Source organism: Serratia marcescens (assembly GCF_006715005.1).
GTDB lineage: Bacteria > Pseudomonadota > Gammaproteobacteria > Enterobacterales > Enterobacteriaceae > Serratia > Serratia montpellierensis.
In genome coordinates, this window is the sequence record NZ_VFMJ01000001.1 from 1,116,070 (window position 1) to 1,136,232 (window position 20,163).

Consider the following 20,163-nt stretch of genomic DNA (forward strand, 5'->3'; position numbering starts at 1 on the left):
TTACCGGAACGGCGGTTCGTTGAAGGTGCGCAGCTTGCGCGAGTGCAGGCGATCGCCCTCGGCGCGCAGCAGATCGATGGCGCAGATGCCGATCTGCAGGTGCTCGGAGATCGCCCCTTCGTAGAAGCGGTTGGCCTGGCCCGGCAGTTTTATTTCGCCGTGCAGCGGTTTGTCGGAGACGCACAGCAGCGTGCCGTACGGCACCCGGAAGCGGTAACCCTGGGCGGCGATGGTGGCGCTCTCCATGTCGACCGCCACCGCGCGGCTAAGGTTGAAACGCCGCGCCGAAGCGGAATAGCGCAGCTCCCAGTTGCGATCGTCGGTGGTGACCACGGTGCCGGTGCGCAAACGCTGTTTGACTTCTTCACCAGGCATGCCGCTGACCATCTTGGTGGCGTCGTACAGGGCGCGCTGCACCTCGGCGATGCTCGGGATCGGGATATCCGGCGGCAGCACCGCATCCAGCACGTGATCGTCGCGCAGATAGGCGTGGGCCAGCACATAGTCGCCGATCTTCTGGCTTTCGCGCAGGCCGCCGCAGTGGCCGATCATCAGCCAGGCGCTCGGGCGCAGCACCGCCAGGTGATCGCAGATGGTTTTGGCGTTGGACGGGCCGACGCCGATGTTAATCAGCGTGATGCCCTGGCCGGTACGCGAGATCAGGTGATAGGCCGGCATCTGGTGGTTTTTCCACGCCAGATCGGACACCGCCTGCTCGGGCGCGCTGGTTTCCGGCGTGATGTAGGTGCCGCCGGCGCTGGAGAGTGCGATATACGGGCTGGCCGGATCGGCGATCTGCGCGCAGGCCCAGCGCACGAACTCATCCACATAGCGGGTGTAGTTGGTGAACAGCACGAACGGCTGGAAATGCTCCACCGGCGTGCCGGTGTAGTGCCGCAGACGCGCCAGCGAGAAATCCGCGCGCAGCGCATCGAAATGCGACAGCGGGAAATGGTTGTCGGTGGCGTGATACAGGCCGTCGGCGGTCTCGTCACCGATCTGCGCCAGCTCGGTGGTGGGGAAATGCTGCGCGATGCCGGCGCTCATTGAGCGATCGAGCGCCAGGCTGGAACCGTCGATCACGTAAGGGAACGGGATCTCCTGCTGCGACGGCGCCACTTCGATATGGGCGGCGTAATCGTGCTCCAGCATCGCCAGCTGTTCGGCCAGATAGTGGCGGAACAGCTGCGGCCGGGTCACGGTGGTGCTGTAGCTGCCGGGATGGGTAAAGCGGCCGAAGGCGCGGGTTTTGTTCGGGCCGGATTGCTGCCCGTCCCAGCTGACACGCAGCTCGGGATACACGAACAGCCCGGCGGCGCGCGCCTGCGCATCCGGCAACGTGCCGTGGCTGATAAAGTCGCTGACCGCCTGACGCAGCGCGTCTACCGCGGCGTCATACAGGGCTTCCAGTTGATCGAGTGCCTGATCGGCGCTGAGGCCGCTGCGAGGTGGGGCATAGCTCATACTTTCTCCTTGGATGTCCCGGCTCTGTGGCGGGGCTGCGGCGTTTTACCGTCACAGGTTAGCCGAAGAAGGGCGTAAAAGCTTGGTCGAAATGACGGGCGCGGCAAAGAAAACGCCGCGCCCGTAGCGTGCCGGGGGTCAGGAGGCGGGGCTTGCCGCTTCGACCTTCAGCGACACCAGCCCGATGCCCAGCTTCTTCGGCGTGAAGCCGCCGCTGGCGCTCTCTTTCGGCTCGGTGGGGGCCGGCGGGGTAATGCTGATCTTCTGCGCGCCGTGCGGGTTGTCGAAGCGCAGGGTGACGGTGCTGTCCTGTTCGCCGAGCGACACGAAACGCTCTTCGTCGCCGACGCGCACCGAAATCGGTTCGCCGACGTTGTTGCCGTAGGCGCGGGCGCGCAGCACCAGAACGAAGGTCTTCGGCAGCGGGTCGACGTAATCGATGTCGACCGCCGGCGCCAGGTTGGCGTCGGACCAGCGGCCCCACTCCTCGACGCCGGAAACGCCGGTGATGGCCTTCACCTGCTCCGGCAGGCCGGGCAGCATGAACTCGATGCTGTCCGCCTGGTACTTCATCGCCGCGTCGTCCACCTGCAGGCGAGCGACGGCGTTTTGGTAATCGGCGACGCTGTCCGCCGCCGGGGCGGTAAAGTTCACCTTACCGCGGAAGCGTTCGCCGCTGGCCTGCACGATCTGCGGCGGCGAGGCCAGGGTGCCGGAGGCCACGCAGATGTCGGTGCTCAGCGCCAGTTTCGGCGCCCAGACCCGGCCGATCTCGTAGCATTTATCGACCCAGACGAATTTCTCTCCCGCCCCCAGTCCGGCCAGCTGCTTGCGCAGCGGGGTGGAGAGGTAGACGTTGAACATCGGTTCGATACGGTTATCGCCCACCCGCAGGATGAACGGCACCTTGTAGGTGACGCCGGAGAAGCTGAAGCTACGCTGGCGCGTATCCACGCTGTAGTCGCTGATGCGGTTCGGCAGGCCCCACTGGTTGATCACCGCCGGTTTCCAGCCGTTGATTTTCTCTTCGATGTTCAGGAACACCGTAGACAGCGACGGCGCCGACAGGCTGCTGCGGCCGAGGCCGATGTAGTTGTCGCCGCCCATCACGTCCAGCACCGTGGCGCCGTTGTCCAGCGTGCTGCGTTTCTCGTTGCGCTGTTCCGCCAGTGGCCGGGTGCCGTCGATGATAAAGAACAGGTTGCGGCGCTTCTGTTTGGTCAGGATATCGTAGGCGGTGTTGTTCATCGCCAGATGATCGGAGGACACCACGATCACGGTGTTGTTGAAATAGGGCGAGCGTTTGATCTTGTCGATCAGCGCGGCGATGTGTTGCTGGCTGCAGGCCACCGCGCTCAGCGAGCGGTTTTCCTTGTTCTGCCAGGCGTAACTTCTCTTGCTGCAGCCGGCGGAGATAAAGCCGTCCGGGTGATGGGTATCGACGGTCAGGGTAAACAGCGAGAAGGGTTGGCGCTGTTTGGACAGCTCGACGAACTTGCCGTATACCACGTCCAGCACGCTGTCGTCGTACCAGCCCCAGTCGTTTTTGTAGCTCGGATCGGCGACCCGATCGCGCAGCTCTTTGAAGCCATAAACGTGGTCGAAGCCGTGGGATTTCAGGAAGGTGTCTTTACCGGCGAACGCCAGCTCGGCGCCCTGATAGAAATAGTTGCTGTAGCCGGCGGCCTTCAGCACGTCGCCCAGGCAGACGTTCTCCGGGTAGAAGGTGGAGACCGCGCTGGAGGCGTTGCCGTCGAAGGGGGCGAACAGCGGAATGCCGCACTGCGAGGCGACCATGCCGGCGATGGTGTACCCGGTGCCCGGCAACTGCTGGGTGTTGCTGAAATCGATGCTGTCCGTGCGCAGGGCGTTCAGCTCGTCGGCCAGGCCGGGAAACAGCTCGGTGTTGAAGTAGGTGCGCTCCAGGCTCTCGGCATAGATGTACACCAGGTTCGGCCGTTTGCCCTGCACGGTCTTTTTCGGCGCCTTGTAGTAGGTGGTGAAATCGGCGGTATCGCCGACGATCTGGCTCTTGACCAGCAGCGAGATGTCCTGAAACGCCGGGGTGGTGCCGACCGAAAACAGCGCCAGCAGCACGGCGACGACGCTGTAGGCCACGCTGCTGCCTTTGGCCTTGCGGCGCAGCAGGCTGCGGGCCAGCACCGCGAAGATAAGCCCCAACCCCGCCAGCAGGCCGATAAACGGCAGCACGTATTTGCTGATGCCCGCACCTTTGAGGCTGCTGGTGACGGTGTAAATCACCGCGTCGGTGATGCCGTCGCCGGTGAAGTAGTTGCTGGCGATCAGGATGACGTTCAGCACCAGATAGCTGCCGAGCAGCGTCAGCAAAATGGCGAACCACCAGCGGTTGGCGGCGGCCCGGGTGCGATAAATCAAAATCGATGCGAAGAAAAGCACAAACGACACTACTGCAGAAACCATCCGTCGAACCTTGTCTGGAGGGGAGAAAAACGTGACCGTCATGACGGCTTGCACCGTCAGATAACGCTATATAGCGTGTTGAATGCGACAGGGTCAATGCGACGACGCCGCGATATGCGCCGGGAATGCCTTGCTCTATGACGATATTGTGACATTGCCCCCATTATAGAGGCTTCGCGGGGTAAAAAAAGCGAAAAGCCCGCCAGAGCGTGCTCTGCGGGCTGGCGGCCGCTTTACGAAGGTAAAGGCGGCGAGTGCGATTTTATTAGACGCGGCGCGGGCCGTCGCCGATCAGGACGCTGAGCACTTCTGCGGCTTCGGCGTTTTTAGCGGCGGGTTTGGCCAACTGGGCCGTCGTCAGCGCCTGGATGCGGCAGGAGTAGGATTCTTTGTCTGTTAAGGTGATAAAGAGCACCCGCTCATATTCTTTATTGACTTCAATGGTTAACCCCATCGGGCAGGTTAACAGCACCAGCCCGGTCGGGCCGGCTTCGACAGAGAAAGTAATATTGTATTGGTAAGTGGTTTTCGTGTCTTTTTTCTTCTCCCAGAAGATCCAGGCGCTGTCTTTGGTTTCGTCCAGCCCGACGTAGGCGCCCTCAATGGCTGATTGAAGCTGTTGGGCCGGGGCGGGAGCCAATACGATGCCCAGAACCGTTTTGATCGTCGACAGCACCATGTCGGTCATGACGGAGGTTCTTGAGTCAGACGTTTCTTTTTTAATGTCGGTATAATTAGTGACTGAAAGCTCTGGGTTTTGGTTGACCAGCTCCATGGCTTTCTGCACATCGAATCGTAGCGAGTTGTTTTCGGCGGGAACCAGCGCGCCCTGGAAAAGGGCCGCCGTTTTCAATGCCAGAATTAAAACGGACGGGTCGGTAATTGAAATGATATTGTCGAAATTATTATCATCGGCAACCAACCGAATAAACAGGTTTTTGGTTATTACCGGGCTGCTGATTGAGGCTTTCTTTTTATCCAACATGTTGATTTCCTCTCGTATAGGGTTGATGGTTTCACGAAATATTTCGTGAAACGGATACTCTCTATTTTCAACTTCACGGATTTATTGATTTTTCAGCATCGGAGCGGGAGATGGCGTTATGAAATAATTATTGTTGCGCATAAGCGCGAAAACCGTGCCGCGTATATCTCTGCGGGCGTTGAAATAATGACGTGAAATCTCCTTGCTCGGACACTAAGTATTAATTGTCGGTGCGAGTTTATTCAATGTTAGCGGGTATTATATTTTGGTATATAAGAGTGTGGTTTCTCTGAGGGATATTATTAGTAGATAAAACAATCGTGGTTTTTTAATCGAAATTAATTATTAGCGTGGATGGTTTTTTGCGGGTAATTATTTTAACGGATACCGTTTTGACGATAACGTTTAATCGTCGAATGCTGAGAGAATCATTTTTCGAGGCGGGTATTTTCAGGTGAGCGCATGTGGCCGTGAAACGGCGTTTTACGGGCGCCTGGCCCCGTCGCTCGATTTTCGCGGAGCGATGGGGTCACCGCCGGCGGGCAGCGCGCGCCGGCGGTGACAATCTCAACGTAATTCGACGGCGTATGCCTCGAGCGGGGTGATTTTCTTGATCAGCTTGTTGTCGAACAGGAACTGTTCGTAAGCCTGGTAGCGCGCGCGATCCAACTTGGCCGGATCGCGGGCGAACAGCGGCAGGCTGGCTTGCCACGCCTGTTTGTTCAACTCGGTATTCAGCTCCGGGTGCGCTTTGGCGAACGCCAGCCAGGTGTCCTGCGGGTGCGCATGCAGGTAGTCGCTGCCTTGCTTCAACGCGGCGAGGAACTTGCGGATTTTCGGCTCGTTCACCGCATCGCGGTTGGCGACGATGATCAGCTCGTCGTAGGCCGGCACGCCGTAATCTTCGACGTTGAACACCACCGGCGTCTTGCCCTGCAGTTTCAGCTCCAGCGCTTCGATGTTGCGGTAGCCGCCGATCACCGCATCGACCTGGCCCGCCAGCAGGGCGCTGGTCAGCTGGAAGTTGACGTTGATGAGCTTGATGTCCTGCGGCTTGAGGTGCTCGTGTTCGACCATGGTGGCCAGCGTCGCCTGTTCGATGCCGCTGACCGAGTAACCCACCGTTTTGCCCTTGAGATCCGCCGGCGACGTGATGTTTTTATCCAGCGCGATCACCGTATTCAACGGCGTGTTGATCAGCGTGCCGACGCGCATCAGCGGCAGGCCCTGATCGGCGAAGAAATGCAGCTGCGGCTGATAGGTGATGGCGAGGTCGGCCTGTTTGGCGGCCACCAGCCGCGGCGGCAGCGCCGGATCGGACGGCGGCACGATCTTGACGTCCAGCCCTGCGGCCTTGAAGGCGCCGATCTGCTCGGCCACCATAATCGGCGCGTGATCGGGGTTGATGTACCAGTCGAGCACCAGCGTCAGCTTTTCGGCCGCGCCGGCCTGGCCGGTGATGGCGGCGCCCAGCAGCAGCCCGCAGAGGGTTTGTTTGATCATGGTCGTTCCTTTATCCCTGGTTATGGTTGCAATCATCAGTCGTTTTCCGGCGCCCAGGCGATCAGGCGCCGCAGCAGCGCATCCACCGCGGCCCACAGCAGCACGGTCATCAGCACCAAAATAAACAGCGCGGCGAAGCAGACGTCGGTCTGCATGCGCGCGTTGGCGTTCAGCATCACGTAGCCCAGACCTTCGGCCGAGCCGACCCATTCGCCGATGATGGCGCCGATCGGCGCGACGGCGGCGGCCATGCGCAGGCCGGAGCCGAAGGCCGGCAGCGCCGCCATCAGCCGCACGTGCCGCAGCTGCGCCCAGCGCGAAGCGCGCATCGTGCGCGCCAGATCGAGATAGTCGTTGTTGACCCGGCGCAGCCCGTCGAAAAAGGCCGACACCACCGGGAAGAAAATCACCAGCACCGCCATCGCCACCTTGGCGCTCATGCCGAAGCCGAACCACAGCACCAGCAGCGGCGCCAGGGCGAACACCGGTATCGCCTGGCTGGTGAGCACCAGCGGCATCAGCCAGCGCTGCAGCCGCGGCGAGAAGATCATGCACAGCGCCAGCGCCGCGCCGAGCATCACGCCCAGCACCAGCCCGCTGACGATCTCCGAAGCCGTGACCAGCGTGTGCCAGGCGAGATAGCCGCGCCCGTCCCACAGCGCCTGCGCCACCGCGCTCGGCGTGGGCAGCAGAAAGGCCGGAATGCCGCTTTGCGCCGCCAGCCACCACAGCAGCAGCAGCCCGGCAAACACCGTCAGCCCACGCCGCAGGCGGGTAAGCCCACGCTCTTTGGCAATCTTCATTGCGCGGCCCTCACCAGCTGTTGCAGCAGCTCGGCCTGGCTTTTCAGCAGGTCGGCGTCATCCGGCGCGCGTGGCGGTTGCCCGCTGATGCGGTGGGTATCGTCGAGGCCCAGCGGCCAGGGCGACAGCACCAGCAGCCGGTGGCTCAGGCGGCAGGCTTCCATCGGGTCGTGGGTGATCAGCAGTACGGTGTTTTGCGCCAGCAGCTCGGCGGCCAGGCTTTGGATCTCGGCGCGGGTAATGGCGTCCAGCGCGGAAAAGGGTTCGTCCATCAGCACGATCGGCTGGCGTTCGTAGAGCGTGCGGGCGATGGCGGCGCGCTGGCGCATGCCGCCGGACAGCGCGGCGGGCAGGCTGCGGCCATGCGCGACCAGGCCTACGCGCTCCAGCAGATGCGCCACCCACGCCCGATCCGTCACTTCGCCGCGCAGCCGCGAGCCGAGGGCGACGTTCTCTTCGACGGTCAGCCACGGGTAGAGCAGGTCTTTTTGCCCCATGTAGGCGATGCGCCCGGCGATCGGCAAACCGTCGCTGCCGGTCACCGTGCCCGAACTGGCCTGCGCCAGGCCGGCGATGATCTTCAGCAGGCTGGTTTTGCCGGCGCCGCTGGCGCCGAGCAGGGCGACGAAGCTGCCGCCGGCGATGTCGAAGCTCAGCCGGTCGAAGACGATTTGCTGACCGAAACGCAGGCTGAGATCCCGCACCTGGATGCCGGGCGGGAGAAGCGGGGAGGTCATGAAGCGTTCAGCCCCATCTGCCAAAATGCCGATTCCAGCTGGGTGGCGGTGGTGAAAATCTGCGCCAGCTCGGTGAGGCGGCTTTGCGCGCCGCGCTGGTGGCCGACGGTCTCGAGCAGCTCGATGGCGGCACGCACGCCGGCCAGATAGCCCTCGTCGCCGTAGTTGCGGATCCAGGAGGCGTAAGGATTGCCCTCCATCTTGGTGGCGGGATCGTGCAGCAGCCGCAGGCCGATTTCGGCATAGCCGGCCACGCAGGGCAGCAGGCCGGCCAGCAGGTCGAGGGCGTCGCCGGCATGGCCGATATCCAGCACGTAACGGGTGTAGTTCATGGTCTCCGCCGCTTCCGGCTGGGCGGCGATCTGCGCTTCGCTCAACCCCCATTCGGCGCAGTAGGCCACGTGCAGCGGCAGTTCGGCGACGATGCCGTTGAGCGAGGCGGTGGCGGCGCGCATCTCCGGCAGGGTGCGCAGCTTGCTGACCAGCAGCGCGTAGGCGCGGGCGAAGTGCAGCAGGAACAGATAGTCCTGCGTCAGGTAGCGGCGAAAAGCGCGTTCAGGCAAGGTGCCGGCGGCCAGCTGCTGCAGAAACGGGTGATCGACGTAATCTTGCCAGTGGCTGCCGGCATGGTGGCGCAGCCGGCCGTAAAGACCGCTTTCGAACAGGGTAGTGATGGACATGGGACCTCCTTGAGTCAGTGGAGATCCGGGCACGCTGGGGTATGAACAGGCAACGGGTGAGAGCGTTGTTGCCTAACCGTCCCTTCGCTGGCATGACCCAGATCAGGTTCAAAGGGTTCGGCTTGCGCCATCTCAGCCCGTAACAGGACACCCCTCGGAGCTGCTTGTTATACGACATTTGTTTTTTGATTACAATCGCCGGGCGGCGCGGCGGCAATCGGTTCGTTTAGTGCGATCGGGGGCGATTTTGCTGGCGCAGAGCGCGCGATTTTTGTCACTGTAGGCCGATGATTTTGCCTTTGAGGACGATTCCCGATGAAAAAAATTGGTTTTCTCTCGTTTGGCCACTGGTCGCCTTCCGCCCAGTCCGGCACCCGTTCCGCGGCGGATGCGCTGCTGCAGTCTATCGATCTGGCGGTCGCCGCCGAAGATCTGGGGGCGGACGGCGCCTATTTTCGCGTACACCACTTCGCGCGCCAGCTGGGGTCGCCGTTCCCACTGCTGGCCGCCATCGGCGCCAAAACCCAACGCATCGAGATCGGCACCGGCGTGATCGACATGCGTTATGAAAATCCGCTGTACATGGTGGAAGACGCCGGCGCGGCGGATCTGATCGCCGGCGGGCGGCTGCAGCTCGGCATCAGCCGCGGCTCGCCGGAGCAGGTGATCGATGGCTGGCGCTATTTCGGCTATGCCCCGGCCGACGGCGAGACCGACGCAGACATGGCCCGCCGCCATACCGAAGTGTTCCTGGAAGCGCTGCGCGGCGAAGGGTTCGCCGAACCCAATCCGCAGCCGATGTTCCCGAATCCGCCCGGGCTGCTGCGGCCGGAGCCGTTTTCCGCCGGGCTGCGCGACCGCATCTGGTGGGGCGCCGGTTCCAATGCCACCGCCGTCTGGGCGGCGAAGCTCGGCATGCACCTGCAAAGCTCGACGCTCAAGAACGACGAGACCGGCGAACCCTTCCACATCCAGCAGGCCAAGCAGATCCGCGCCTACCGCGCCGCCTGGCAAGAGGCCGGCCACGCGCACGAGCCACGGGTTTCCGTGAGCCGCAGCATCTTCGCGCTGGTGGACCAGCGGGATCGCAACTACTTCGGCGGCGGTGGCAAGGAGGGCGATCAACTGGGGTATATCGACGCGCAGACCCGAGCGATTTTCGGCCGCAGCTATGCCGCCGAGCCGGACGTGCTGATCAAGCAACTGGCACAGGACGAGGCCATCGCCGAAGCGGATACGCTGCTGCTGACCGTGCCTAACCAGCTGGGCGTGGATTACAACGCCCACGTCATCGAATCGATTTTAACCCATGTCGCGCCGGCGCTCGGCTGGCGCTAAACGGAGGAGTGACATGTCACGCATTTTCATTACCGGTTCGGTAGACGGGCTGGGCCGCGCCGCCGCACAAACGCTGTTGGACGAAGGGCATCAGGTGATTCTGCATGCGCGTGAGCCCGGCCGTCTGGACGCGGTGCGCGATCTGTTGGATCGCGGCGCTCAGGCGACGATCGGCGATCTGTCCGATGTACAGCAGATCCGGCAGCTTGCCGAGCTGGTCAATCGCCTCGGTCGCCCGGACGCGGTGATCCACAATGCCGGCATGTTTACCGGGCCGCAGGTGATGCCGGTGAACGTCATAGCGCCCTATCTGCTGACGGCCCTGATCGAACGCCCCACGCGTATCGTCTACCTGAGCAGCAGCATGCACTTTGACGGCGTGGCGGAACTGAACGGCGTGGATTGGCTTGGCGGCGCCGCAGGCTCTTATTCGGACAGCAAACTGTTCGTCACCGCGCTGGCCGCCGCCGTGGCGCGCCTGTGGCCTGACGTGATCAGCAGCGCGGTCGATCCCGGTTGGGTGCCGACAAAAATGGGCGGCGCGGACGCGCCCGACGATCTGGCGCTGGGGCATGTGACGCAGGCGTGGCTGGTGAGCAGCGATGAACCGCAGGCTCTGGCGTCCGGCGGTTATTGGCACCATCAGCAGCGCCTCGAACCCCACGCGGCGGTACACGACGAGGCGTTTCAAACGGCGCTGTTGGCGCAATTGGCGCGCGCTGGCGGGGTGAGCTTGCCGCAGGTTTGAATGGTTATTCCTTCCTGGCCCGTCGAGGTTATCGGCGGGCTTTTTTATGCCCGCAGGGTGAACCCGCGGCGCTTTTCTTATACAGTGGTTGTCTGGCCTGTTTTGACTGTTTTCTCTATTTTTGCCATGCACACATTCCTGATTATCGTCCCTGAAGGGGGCATGCTGTTCGAAGCGGCGGGCATCGCGGATATCCTGATGCAGGCTAACCGTCTGAGCCCTGCCGAGACGCCGCTGTATCAGATCGCGGTCGCCACCACGCAATCCCATCGGGTGGTGCACGGCCTGTCCGGGCTGAGCCTGTTGGCCGATCATCGCCTGGTGGATCTCGATCCGGCCCTGCCGCGCGATACCGTCATTGTTGCCGGCAAGGGGGCGACGGAAGAAGAGGGCGCCCTGGTGGCGGATTGGCTGCGCCGCGCGGCGCCACAGACGCGCCGTATCGCTTCCGTTTGCGGCGGGGCTCTGCTGCTGGCCGAAGCCGGATTGCTGGACGGGCGGCGGGCGACCACTCACTGGCGGCTGGCGGAAACGCTGCAGGCACGCTTCCCGCGGGTGCAGGTCGAAAACGGCCCGATCTACGTGCAGGACGGGCCGATTTGGACCTCCGGCGGCGTCAGTTCCGGCTTTGATCTGACGCTGGCGCTGGTGGAGGACGATTACGGCTTCGTGCAGGCGCGCGAAGTGGCGCAGGATCTGGTTATGTTTCTGCGTCGCCCCGGCGGGCAGGCGCAGTTCAGCCGCTACCCGCTCAACCAGGCCAAATCGCCGGGCCCGATCCGCGACCTGCAATCCTGGATCCTGGAAAACCTCGCCGACGATCTCAGCGTCGATCGGTTGGCCGAACGCGTGGCGATGAGTCCGCGCAACTTTACCCGCGTGTTCACCCGCGAGACGGGCATTTCTCCCGCCAAATTCGTCGAAGAAGGGCGGTTGCATACCGCCAGACAGCGTCTGGAGCAAAGTGTGGAAGGCATCGAGCAGATCGCCCTGGCCACCGGCTTTGGCAACGGCCTTAACCTGCGGCGGGTGTTTGAGCGCAAACTGCAGCTGACCCCGAGCGAATACCGCGAACGCTTTCATGCGCGCAATTTGGCGTAAATTGATCGGTAAACGTCATTTACGCCGCCTCGGGGCAGGGCTAGATTTGAGGCAAAGCCCAAAACGAGGAGTGCATCATGGTGAGAGTAGGCATTAATGGATTTGGCAGGATCGGACGCAACGTGCTGCGCGCGGCGCTGGGGCGCAGCGATTTTGAAGTGGTGGCGATCAACGATCTGACGGACAGCAAAACGCTGGCGCACCTGCTGAAATACGACACGCTTTCCGGCACGTTGGCGGCCAGGGTGGAAGCCGGCGACAACCAGCTGCTGCTGGACGGCCGGCCGATTCAGGTGTTTTCGCAGCGCGATCCCGCCGAGATCCCCTGGAGCAGCGTGGGCGTAGACGTGGTGATCGAAGCGACGGGCTTCTTTACCGACAAGGCCAAGGCGGAAGTGCACATCACGCACGGCGGCGCCAAGCGGGTGATTATCTCGGCGCCGGCCAAGAATGACGACATCACTATCGTCATGGGGGTTAACGACCAGCTCTACGATCCGGCGCTGCATAAAGTGGTCAGCAACGGCAGCTGTACCACTAACGGGTTGGCGCCCGCCGCGCAGGTGCTGCATCAGGCGTTCGGCATCGAATACGGGCTGATGAACACTACTCACGCCTATACCAACAGCCAGGCGCTGCACGATCAGCCGGAAAAAGATCTGCGCGGCGCGCGGGCGGCGGCGGAATCGATCGTGCCTTATTCCAGCGGCGCGGCCAAGGCGCTCGGCAAGGTGATCCCGGATCTGGACGGCAGGTTGACCGGTTACTCGCTGCGAGTGCCGGTGCCGGTCGTCTCGATCGTCGATCTGACGGTGACGCTGAAACGCCCGGCGACGGTGGAGGAAATCAACGCCGCTTTCCGCGCGGCGGCGGCGTCCGGCCCGCTGAAAGGGATCCTGGGCTACAGCGATGAACCGCTGGTGTCGAGCGACTACCGGGGCGATGCGCGTTCGTCGATTATCGACGGTTTGTCTACGCTGGTCATCGGCGGCAACCTGGTGAAAGTGCTCGCCTGGTATGACAACGAATGGGGCTTCTCCAATCGGTTGGTCGATCTGGCGCTGCTGATGGAAAAACGCGGGCTGTAAACGCCCCATAGCAAAAAGCCCGCTTAAGTTTCCTTAAGCGGGCTTCTCTAAATATGGCTCCTCTGACTGGACTCGAACCAGTGACATACGGATTAACAGTCCGCCGTTCTACCGACTGAACTACAGAGGAATCGTGTGAACGGGGCGCATGATATCCAGCGGCCCCGGGTGTGTCAACGCTAAATTGCCTGGAGTGGTGCGACTGCTCGGTATCTGAGCAATGCGCCCGTCAATCAGCCCATTGCGCGTCGTTTTCCGCCTGGGCGCGCAGCAGGCGCGCCAGCGGATCCTGGCGGTAGAAGCGGCAAAAGTGCTGATACAGCGCCGGAAAGCGTTCGGCCAGCAGCTCGGGGGCACTGAAAAAATACTCCGACAGCACGGCGAAGCACTCGGCCGCATCGGTGGCGGCGTAGGCATCCATGCTGGCGGCCTCATCACCGACCATGTCTATCTCGTCCTGCAGGCTTTCCATCGCGGCGTGCAGATCGTGCTCCCAGGCGGCCACTTCGCGCAGCGGGATCGGCGGCACGCCGGTGGCGACGCCGCCGTTGCGCATATCCAGCTTGTGCACCGCTTCGTGGATCACCAGATTGAAACCGGAAAGATCGAAAGAGTCCTGCACGTCTTGCCAGTTGAGCACGATGGGCCCCTGTTCCCAGCTCTGGCCGGACTGCACCACCGGCCCCGAGTGCACCAGGCCAATTTCGTCCTGCCATTCGTCTTCCACCACGAACGGGGTGGGGTAGAGCAGAATTTCGTTGAAGCCGTCGAGGCACTCCGCGCCGAGTTCCAGCACCGGTAAGGCGAACAGCAGGGCGATGCGCGCCTGCATTTGCGAGGTGAGCTGCAGCCCCTGCAGCGGCACGATGCGCTTTTGCTGCAAGATCTGCCCGGCAACGGCCACCAGCCGCTGCTGCTCCTGCTCATTCAGCGGCGAGAGCAGCGGGATCGCCAACGCGTCCTGCCACTGGGCCTGAGTGTCTGCCTGGGGTTGAGAGGGTTGAGTCGCTTTCCACGGCCATTTAATCATCAGGTTGCTCGTAAAGTCGTCACTTGAACGTTCAGCGGTGTGCTAATGCTGTAAAAATGCCGTAAAAGCGGGCATGATAGCAAGCGTTGTTAGGAGAGATGCCGGAGCGGCTGAACGGACCAGTCTCGAAAACTGGAGTAGGGGCAACTCTACCGGGGGTTCAAATCCCCCTCTCTCCGCCACTATTCAATCACTTACGAATAAATCTTTCAACGATCCCCATCACAGATAGCGCTGGCCTGGCGCCAAATCACTGAACCACAATCCATTGCCTGATGCCGATTTTCTCCGCGTATTCGCGCGCCATAGTGGTATTCCGTCACCTGAAGTTCCCCTGACTCTCATACTTCCAGCGCGCTTTGAATATAGCGTTGCGGCGACACGCCCAGTTTTTTGCGAAACATGGCGATGAACGCGCTAGGGCTGGCATAACCCAGTTCGTGGGCCAGTTGACCCACGGCCACGCCGCGCGCCAGATTGCATACCGCCTCCAACAGGCGAATTTGCTGGCGCCATTCGGAAAAACTCAACGCGGTCTCTTCGCGGAACAGCCGTGCCAGGGTGCGTTCGCTGGCGCCGACCTTTTTTCCCCACCAGGCGAGCGTCTCGCCATGACCCAACTCGCGGCATAAAGCATCGCATACCTGGCGCAGGCGCCGGTCGTTCGGCAGGGCCACGTGACACAGTTGGCCACTTTGCATGCGTTGAAACTCATCGCTCAGCAGATTTTGAATGAGCGTAAGCCGTTCGGCGGAAATGGCGTTTTCAAGCCCGGCGGCAATCAGGGGATACAACAGGGGAGTGGCGCTCAGCCCCTGAGGCCGTGCGCCATAGCGGCGAGAAAAGGGCGGCGTAAAGTAGATGTTGTACGTCACGACGTCATTGATGGCTTCCAGACCGTGCGGCGTGCCGCTGGGGAGCCAAATGGCGCGGCCCGGCGAGAGCAGCCAGATATGCTGCGCGGTGGCGATTTTCGCCACGCCGCGCAGCGGCAAAATCAGCTGCCCCTGCTCATGCTGATGGACGGGCTCTTGGCTGCCGGGGCTGTAGCGCAGCTGACGCAGGCCTTCAATAGCGTGATGGGATGTCATGTTTACCTGCCTCTGTCCGGTTCTCACCATTTGTGCCTATTGCTGCGATAACGGACAACGTTTGTCCGTCTGGCGACATCCTGACTGTCGGTAGCGCCATTCTGCCATGAACGGGCTTCTCTTTTAAAGTTGAATAATTATCATTTCCATCAAATTCTACTAACAGTCGGAAAGGCGATGAGACAGATGGGCAAATTTTTCAGGGAAAAACCGTTGAAAGTGCTGGTATATACGATAATCGCAGGCTATAGCGGGCAAGCCTTTACCGCGGATGGCGGGCAGCATACCACAAAAGAAGAGACGCTGGTGGTGAGCGCGGCGGCGTCTCAGGATCAGGATGACGAGAGCACGCTGGTGGCGCACGGCGCCGCCTCCGCGACGAAGTCAAACCAGCCAATTAGCCGCACTTCACAGAGCATCTCGGTGGTGACGCAAGCGGAGATTGACGCGCAAGCGGCGAAAAACGTCCCGCAAGCGCTGCGCTATGTTTCCGGCGTCAACTCGGAGAGCGCCGGACCGGATACCCGTTTCGACACCATCATCGTGCGCGGTTTTGAAGCCGACGAATACCTTGATGGCCTGCGGCTGCCGCGCGAAGCGTGGTGGAGCCGTCCGGCGTGGGATCCGTTCCTGCTGTCGCGTATCGAAGTGGTCAAAGGCCCTTCCTCGGTACTGTATGGCCAGGCGAATCCCGGCGGGATCGTCAACCTGGTCAGCAAAACGCCGCAGGCGACCCCGTCCGGTGAGGTGTATGTCAGCGCGGGCAACGAAAACCAGTTTGGCGCCGGCGTCGACGCCACCGGGCCGCTGAACGATAACGGCACGCTGTTGGGGCGCGTGGCGGGGACCTTTTTTGATACCGAAACCCAGGTCGATCACACCCGCTATCAGCATTATGACATCGCGCCGTCGCTGACGTGGCAGCCGGATGCGCACACCAGCCTGACGATTATTTCGCAGCTGCGCAAAGATCCGGACAGCGGATTCTACAACCAGATGCCGCTTTCCGGCACCTTGACGCCCAACCCGTACGGCCACATCTCGACCCGTTTTTATGGTGGCCAGCCGGGCTTCGACAAGTACGAACGCCAGCAGGGCAGCATTGGTTACCAGTTCCGGCACGATTTCAACGATACGGTGACTTTCCGCCAGAATCTGCGTTACCTCAGCAGCACCGGCGACTATCTGATGGTCTATCCATGGGGTGTGCATGCGGATGCGCCGCTCATCGATCGCTATTCGATGAACCTGAAGGAGAGCATGACCAACTTCGCGGTGGATAACCAGGCTGAATTCCACTTTGATACCGGTCGGGTGAAACATACGTTGCTGACCGGGATTGATCGCATGCATACCTCGGTGCGCAGCCAGTCGGGCTACGGCGACGCCAGCCCGATTAACTTCCTCAACCCGGACTATAGCGTGCCGGTGGCCATACCGCCGCTCGATAGCAGTACGCACAATACGCTCGATCAAACCGGGCTCTATCTCCAGGACCAACTCGAACTGGGGAGCTGGATCCTGAACCTGGCCGGCCGTTACGACGCGGCGAAAACCAAAAGTATCGATCTGCTGAACGACGCTCGTACCGAGCGCAATGACTATGCAACGACCGGGCGCGCCGGGCTGCTGTACCACTTCGATAACGGATTGGCGCCTTACATCAGCTATTCCACGTCGTTTGTGCCGAGCAGCAGCAATGACTTTTACGGCCACGCCTTTAAACCGACCGAAGGCAAGCAGACGGAAGTGGGGTTGAAATACGATCCGGTCGGGCTGGATGCCTTGTTTACCCTGGCGTTGTACGACCTGCGGGAAACCAACGTGGCGACCGCCGATCCCGATCACCCGAACTTCAGCGTGCAGACCGGCGAAGTGCGCTCGCGCGGGGTTGAGCTTGATGGCCGCATCAATATCACGCCGGCGTGGTCGGTGCTGGCGTCGTACAACCTGACCGATCCGAAAGTACTGAGTGCCAACGACGATACGCAGGGCAAGCGTCCGGTGGGCATTGCGCGCAATACCGCCAAGCTCTGGAGCCAGTATGCCTTCGACGGTGCGCTTGACGGTGTGACGCTGGGCGGCGGCGTGCGCTATGTCGGCACCAGCTACGCCACCACGGACAACGGCCTGAAGGTGCCGGCGGCCACGGTCTACGATGCGCGCGTCGGCTATCAGTGGCGCCAATGGCAGCTGGCGCTGAATGCCGCCAATCTCGGCAACAAAACCTACCTGGCTTCCTGCTCCAACAATGGCTGCGAGTATGCGCTGAAACGCCAGTACATCGCGACCCTCAGCTATAAGTGGTGACCGATGCTGTCACGACGCAGGTTGTTGACCGCTCTCCTGTTGGCCCCGCTTTATGCGCGGGCCGACGCCGGCCGGCCGCCGCAAAAGCTGGCCGTGTTGGATTGGGGACTGACGGAAATTCTGTTGGCGCTGGGGGTGACTCCGGCGGGCGTCTCGGCGCCGGATTGGTATCGCAAGCTGATCCCGACGCCTGCGCTGCCTGCATCGGCGTTGGATCTTGGCCTGCTGTTCCAGCCCAATCTGGAAACGCTGTACGCACTGCGGCCGGACGCGATTGTCATCACGCCGCAGCATGCGTTGCTGAAGCCGGCGCTTGAACGCATCGCGCCGACGATCGCGCTACCGGCTCATGGGCTGGCGGAACTCATCAGCGCCGCCCGGCAATTGGGCGAACGGCTTCAGCGGCAGCCTCAGGCCGCGCAGATATTGGCCAGCCTGAACGACAAGCTGAGCCGCGCCTCGCTGCTGGCGCGGCAGGTTGAACGTCCGGCGCTGCTCGCCGCCCCGGTAGATGCGCTGCACCTGCGGGTATACACCGCAGGCAGCCTTCCCGGTGACGTATTGGCCGCCTGCGGGCTGCGCAACGGATGGCAGGGCGGCGCGGGAGCCGAAGGTAGCGTGCTGGTGGAGCTGACCCGCATCGCCGATCTGAATGCGCGGCTGATGCTGTTGACGCCTGACGAACAGCGGGAGTTGGTGTCTCAATGGCGCCAAAGCCCGCTGTGGCAACGTCTGCCGCTGACCTCTGCGCGCAACCTGAACCTGATAGAAGAAAACATCAGCGATGCCGGCGCCCTGATTACCGCCGGGCGCTTTGCCGATATTTTTACCGGGATGATGATGAGGTGGCGTGATGCATGAATCTTTTTCCCGCCGTCTTTCCTGGGGGGTAATCGCCGCGTTGTGGCTGATGTCGTTGCCGTTGGCGCTGGCCGATATTCATCGGCAGGGCGGCATTGTCGCGTTGTTCTCCGAGCATAATCTCGATCCGACGGCCATTATCCTGCATAGCATGTGGTTGCCGCGTCAGGGTATGGCGATGGTGGGGGGCGCGACGCTGGGGCTGTGCGGCTGGTTAATGCAGCGTGCGTTGCGCAACCCGTTGGCGGAGCCGATGACGCTCGGCATGACCGCCGGGGCGACGTTGGCGATGGGGCTGGCGTCGTTGTGGTTGCCGTCGCTGCTGGTCGGCGCGCGCACCGCCGTGGTGATTGCCGGTGAGATTGCGGCGCTGGCGTGCGTGCTGGCGCTCAGCTGGCGTCAGCGTATGTCGCCGCTGGCGATGGTGCAGGCGGGCATCATGATCAATTTGTGGTGCGGGGCGCTGACCTTGCTGATCGCCATTATCAACGATCGCTTTTTACTTCAGGTGCTGATGTGGGGAGGCGGTTCGCTGGCGGTGGAAGACGGGCAAATTCTGCTGCGGATGTTGCCGTGGCTCGCCGTCTGCGTAGTGGGCCTGTTGTTCTTGCTACGCCCGCTTGAACTGCTGCAACTGCCGGAAACCGTGGTCAGCAGCCTCGGCGCATCGCCGGTGCGCATCCGCGCCGCCGCGGTGCTGCTGGCGCTGACCATGAGCGCCCTCATCATTAACGCAGTCGGCGTCATCGGTTTTTTGGGGCTCGCAGCGCCTCATCTGGCGCGCTTTGGCGGCGCGCGAACATCCCGGCAAATGGTGTTGCATACGGCGCTCATCGGTGCGGGTCTCCTGTGGCTGACCGATCTTTGCGTCTCTCGCGTGTCGCTGGAGAGCGGCCAGCTGCTGCCCGTCGGCATGCTGACCGCCCTTACCGGCGGCCCGTTGCTGATGCTGCTGGCGCGTTTTGCACGACAGCAAAGCATCGATCTTGCGCCGCCGTTGCCGGTGTCGCAGACCTCGCATCAACAACGGTTCATCTGGTTGTCGGCCGGCATTCTGGCTGCGGGGATCGGGGTCTCTTTATGTTTCGGTCATGGACTGCAGCATTGGCACTGGGCGGAAAGAGGGGAGCTGGCGAACCTGCTGCCATTGCGGTTGCCACGACTGCTGGCGGCGATGAGCGCCGGTGCGCTGCTGGCGGGGGCCGGCGTGTTGATGCAGCGGGTGAGCGGGAACCCGCTCGCCAGCCCAGAAGTGCTGGGTATTGGCGGTGGCGCGGCCATGGGCGTTACGGCCTTTGTGTTTTTGCTTCCCGCTGGCGGCAGTGGCTGGCTGTTGGTGAGTAGCCTGGGGGGCGCGTTGATAAGCCTGTTGCTGACGTTGTGGAACAGCCGTCGAAGTGACTTTAATCCGCAGCGGGTATTGCTCAATGGTTTGGCGCTGAATGCGCTATGCCAGGCAGCGGTCAGCATCGTGATGCTCAACAATCTTGCCGCAAGTGCGGTGTTGTTGCCGCTGATGACGGGCAGTACCTATTACGTCGGCGCGTCGTTGGCCGAAGGCGTGTTTGTCATCACGCTGGTTCTCCTGGCGCTGATGCCGCTGTTCCGCCGCTGGCTGGTGCTGTTGCCGATGGGCAACGTCGCCGGCGCGCTCGGTGTGCCCTTGCCGCGCGCACGTTTCAGCGTGCTGGCTATGGCGGCCGTCATGACCGGGCTGGCGACGTTACTGGTCGGCCCGGTGTCTTTCATCGGCCTACTGGGGCCGCATCTGGCGCGCAAGATGGGCGCGAAAGGGCCGCTGATGCAGCTCTACACCGCCGCGCTGTTGTCATCCGCCATCATGACCGTTGCCGACTGGCTGGGGCGCAATGCGCTCTACCCGCGCCAGCTGCCGGTCGGGTTGGTGGCGTCGCTGATCGGTGTCCCTCTGCTGGTATGGCCGTTAATTCGTAATAAGACAGCCCGGTCAAAACCATAAAAAG

The 20,163-nt window shown here is 62.1% G+C and carries 16 protein-coding genes, 2 tRNA genes and 1 riboswitch; of the genes, 8 read left to right on the forward strand and 10 right to left on the reverse strand.

The features are described 5' to 3' along the window. From FHU12_RS05340 to tenA, 7 genes are all read right to left on the reverse strand, one after another. Nucleotides 1–1,464, reverse strand: a complete 1,464-nt coding sequence (locus tag FHU12_RS05340; protein ID WP_141967874.1) for an AMP nucleosidase — start codon at nt 1,462–1,464, stop codon at nt 1–3. Nucleotides 1,465–1,602: 138 nt separating this feature from the next. Continuing rightward, nucleotides 1,603–3,906, reverse strand: a complete 2,304-nt coding sequence (opgB, locus tag FHU12_RS05345) for a phosphatidylglycerol--membrane-oligosaccharide glycerophosphotransferase (RefSeq protein ID WP_141967876.1) — start codon at nt 3,904–3,906, stop codon at nt 1,603–1,605. 265 nt (nt 3,907–4,171) lie between these two features. Continuing rightward, entirely contained in the window at nt 4,172–4,891 is a 720-nt protein-coding gene (locus tag FHU12_RS05350; protein ID WP_141967878.1) for a cytolytic delta-endotoxin (insecticidal protein), read from the reverse strand. A 567-nt stretch (nt 4,892–5,458) separates the two neighbouring features. After that, nucleotides 5,459–6,394: an ABC transporter substrate-binding protein gene (locus FHU12_RS05355; RefSeq protein WP_141967880.1), complete on the reverse strand. Its 936-nt coding sequence runs from the start codon at nt 6,392–6,394 to the stop codon at nt 5,459–5,461. A 35-nt stretch (nt 6,395–6,429) separates the two neighbouring features. Further along, on the reverse strand, nt 6,430–7,197 hold the full coding sequence (locus FHU12_RS05360) for an ABC transporter permease (RefSeq protein WP_141967882.1): 768 nt from the start codon (nt 7,195–7,197) through the stop codon (nt 6,430–6,432). Beyond that, the gene (locus FHU12_RS05365; protein ID WP_141967884.1) at nt 7,194–7,934 is read right to left on the reverse strand and encodes an ABC transporter ATP-binding protein; all 741 of its coding nucleotides are present in this window, start codon (nt 7,932–7,934) and stop codon (nt 7,194–7,196) included. The genes FHU12_RS05360 and FHU12_RS05365 overlap by 4 nt, the downstream gene beginning before the upstream one ends. Next, complete coding sequence (gene tenA / locus FHU12_RS05370) at nt 7,931–8,614, reverse strand: thiaminase II (protein WP_141967886.1); 684 nt, start codon at nt 8,612–8,614, stop codon at nt 7,931–7,933. Before tenA ends, FHU12_RS05365 begins: the two co-directional genes overlap by 4 nt. A 62-nt stretch (nt 8,615–8,676) precedes the next feature. Beyond that, nucleotides 8,677–8,779, reverse strand: a riboswitch (TPP riboswitch). Nucleotides 8,780–8,929: 150 nt separating this feature from the next. Here tenA and FHU12_RS05375 point away from each other — a divergent pair. The 4 genes from FHU12_RS05375 to gap all read left to right on the forward strand — a co-directional run bounded on the left by FHU12_RS05375 (nt 8,930) and on the right by gap (nt 12,889). Then, nucleotides 8,930–9,952: an LLM class flavin-dependent oxidoreductase gene (locus FHU12_RS05375; RefSeq protein WP_141967888.1), complete on the forward strand. Its 1,023-nt coding sequence runs from the start codon at nt 8,930–8,932 to the stop codon at nt 9,950–9,952. A gap of 13 nt (nt 9,953–9,965) precedes the next feature. Next, nucleotides 9,966–10,700, forward strand: coding sequence for an SDR family NAD(P)-dependent oxidoreductase (locus FHU12_RS05380; RefSeq protein ID WP_141967890.1), 735 nt, complete (start codon nt 9,966–9,968; stop codon nt 10,698–10,700). A 126-nt stretch (nt 10,701–10,826) separates the two neighbouring features. Beyond that, nucleotides 10,827–11,801, forward strand: a complete 975-nt coding sequence (locus FHU12_RS05385; protein ID WP_141967892.1) for a GlxA family transcriptional regulator — start codon at nt 10,827–10,829, stop codon at nt 11,799–11,801. Nucleotides 11,802–11,878: 77 nt separating this feature from the next. Continuing rightward, nucleotides 11,879–12,889: a type I glyceraldehyde-3-phosphate dehydrogenase gene (gene gap / locus FHU12_RS05390; protein WP_025303396.1), complete on the forward strand. Its 1,011-nt coding sequence runs from the start codon at nt 11,879–11,881 to the stop codon at nt 12,887–12,889. Nucleotides 12,890–12,943: 54 nt separating this feature from the next. Here the strand turns inward: gap and FHU12_RS05395 are convergent. Further along, nucleotides 12,944–13,019: transfer RNA gene (locus tag FHU12_RS05395), tRNA-Asn, on the reverse strand. Nucleotides 13,020–13,118: 99 nt separating this feature from the next. Continuing rightward, on the reverse strand, nt 13,119–13,919 hold the full coding sequence (gene mtfA, locus FHU12_RS05400) for a DgsA anti-repressor MtfA (protein WP_141967894.1): 801 nt from the start codon (nt 13,917–13,919) through the stop codon (nt 13,119–13,121). Nucleotides 13,920–14,011: 92 nt separating this feature from the next. On the opposite strand from mtfA, the gene FHU12_RS05405 reads away from it, so the two are divergent. Next, nucleotides 14,012–14,101: transfer RNA gene (locus FHU12_RS05405), tRNA-Ser, on the forward strand. A gap of 159 nt (nt 14,102–14,260) precedes the next feature. Here FHU12_RS05405 and FHU12_RS05410 read toward each other — a convergent pair. Next, a complete protein-coding gene (locus FHU12_RS05410; protein WP_141967896.1) occupies nt 14,261–15,010 on the reverse strand; it encodes an AraC family transcriptional regulator in 750 nt (249 codons plus the stop codon). A gap of 186 nt (nt 15,011–15,196) precedes the next feature. Here FHU12_RS05410 and FHU12_RS05415 point away from each other — a divergent pair, with 186 nt between their 5' ends. From FHU12_RS05415 to fhuB, 3 genes are read left to right on the forward strand one after another with little or no spacing between them, the layout of a single operon-like run. Next, entirely contained in the window at nt 15,197–17,320 is a 2,124-nt protein-coding gene (locus FHU12_RS05415; RefSeq protein WP_141967898.1) for a TonB-dependent siderophore receptor, read from the forward strand. A 21-nt stretch (nt 17,321–17,341) separates the two neighbouring features. Beyond that, nucleotides 17,342–18,181, forward strand: coding sequence for an iron-siderophore ABC transporter substrate-binding protein (locus FHU12_RS05420; RefSeq protein ID WP_260440697.1), 840 nt, complete (start codon nt 17,342–17,344; stop codon nt 18,179–18,181). Then, nucleotides 18,174–20,159 carry a Fe(3+)-hydroxamate ABC transporter permease FhuB gene (fhuB, locus tag FHU12_RS05425; RefSeq protein WP_141967902.1) on the forward strand — a complete coding sequence of 662 codons (1,986 nt, stop codon included), beginning with the start codon at nt 18,174–18,176 and terminating at the stop codon, nt 20,157–20,159. Before FHU12_RS05420 ends, fhuB begins: the two co-directional genes overlap by 8 nt. Nucleotides 20,160–20,163 lie beyond the last annotated feature (4 nt).